Source organism: Sphingomonas sp. CCH9-F2 (assembly GCF_001556735.1).
Lineage (GTDB): Bacteria > Pseudomonadota > Alphaproteobacteria > Sphingomonadales > Sphingomonadaceae > Sphingomonas > Sphingomonas ginsenosidimutans.
On the sequence record NZ_LSJO01000431.1, the window covers coordinates 1 to 1,183 of the forward strand.

Annotated in this window: 3 protein-coding genes and 1 pseudogene; 1 reads left to right on the forward strand and 3 read right to left on the reverse strand. The window is 66.1% G+C overall.

Going from position 1 to position 1,183, the window contains the following annotated elements; all coding sequences use genetic code 11:
- The first annotated feature begins 150 nt into the window (after positions 1-150).
- Positions 151-468 carry an HU family DNA-binding protein gene (locus tag AX685_RS12120; RefSeq protein ID WP_443026258.1) on the forward strand — a complete coding sequence of 106 codons (318 nt, stop codon included), beginning with the start codon at positions 151-153 and terminating at the stop codon, positions 466-468.
- 5 nt (positions 469-473) lie between these two features.
- On the opposite strand, the gene AX685_RS12125 is transcribed toward AX685_RS12120, so the two are convergent.
- The 3 genes and pseudogenes from AX685_RS12125 to AX685_RS23155 form a co-directional block, all read right to left on the reverse strand.
- On the reverse strand, positions 474-713 hold the full coding sequence (locus AX685_RS12125; RefSeq protein WP_066489033.1) for a hypothetical protein: 240 nt from the start codon (positions 711-713) through the stop codon (positions 474-476).
- A gap of 82 nt (positions 714-795) precedes the next feature.
- Positions 796-1,086 carry a hypothetical protein gene (locus tag AX685_RS12130; RefSeq protein WP_066489036.1) on the reverse strand — a complete coding sequence of 97 codons (291 nt, stop codon included), beginning with the start codon at positions 1,084-1,086 and terminating at the stop codon, positions 796-798.
- Positions 1,083-1,183, reverse strand: a pseudogene (locus tag AX685_RS23155) (conjugal transfer protein TraD); the annotation flags it as partial. The gene AX685_RS12130 and the pseudogene AX685_RS23155, both read right to left, overlap by 4 nt.

Consider the following 1,183-nt stretch of genomic DNA (forward strand, 5'->3'; position numbering starts at 1 on the left):
CTGGTCGGGCGGCATCCGCATGATTTCGTCGAGCGTGGCGAGCCACCGCGCGATGACGTAGGCGCTGACGCCTTCCGAGGGGCCGGCGCGATGTTCACCCGGTGCCGCGCGAGGTGCTGCAGCGTCGTATCGCTGATCTTGCGCGTGTCGATGGAGGGGCTATCCCATCTGCGACAAGGGAGGGAAAGCCTGATGAAGCTGGACGATCTGGCGAAGAATGTTGCGGCGGAAAGCGGCATGAGCATGGTCAAGGCACGGACGCTGCTCGATCGCGTGTTCGGGGCCATCGGCGATGCGGTCGCGCGCGGCGAGGACGTGACGCTGCCGGGGTTCGGCAAGTTTGCGAGCAAGGCCACAACCGCCCGGACCGGCCGCAATCCGCGCACCGGCGAGCCTATGCAGATCGCGGCCTCGACCAAGGCCGTGTTCACGCCCGCCAAGGCGCTGAAGGACAAGCTTTCCGCCTGACGCGGTTAGCGGCGGGGCGTGTCGTGCGCGACCGACCCGGACAGGGCAGCTTGCGCGGCGCGCAGGGCGAGGAGCTTTTCGGTATCGGTGGGCGGGAGGCAATCCCAGCGGAACACCGAACGATTGGCCGCACCTTCCGCCCAAATCCGCTGCGCGACGTGGAACAGCTCCTGGACGGTCGGTTCGCGGTCGGTCGCCACGCAGTCGATCACCGCATCCTCGAACAAGGGGTTGATGGAGCGCATCGATCGTTCTCCTGGTATCCCTATATAAGCTGATCCCATGACGCGACGATGGCGGGTTTCGACGGTGCGCCCCTGGCGGCCGTCAGGCTGTCGCCCTGATCGCCGCTGGCGTGACCGGCAAGGTGCGATCGGCGTCGGGATGATCGAGCAGCCGGAGCAGGATTTGCGACACGAGGGGAGGGGACGCCCCTTCATTCAGCAGCATATCGAAAAACGCATCATCGTTCGGCGTCGGGATCATGTCCTCGATCACGAGGTTGGCGCGAGATTCCGCCATGTCCTCGCGCCACATGGCGACTTCTGCGGGCGTGCCGCGCGCGAAATCCATCGCGCGGACTTCGGCGCGGATCGCCTCGATATCGAAATCGCTCATTGTGTTTCGCTCCTTTCCGCTTCCGCATCGAACGCGCGCTTACCGCGCCGCTTCCACAGCGCCAGCACGTCGCCGGCATCATCACCGCGCGCGCGGC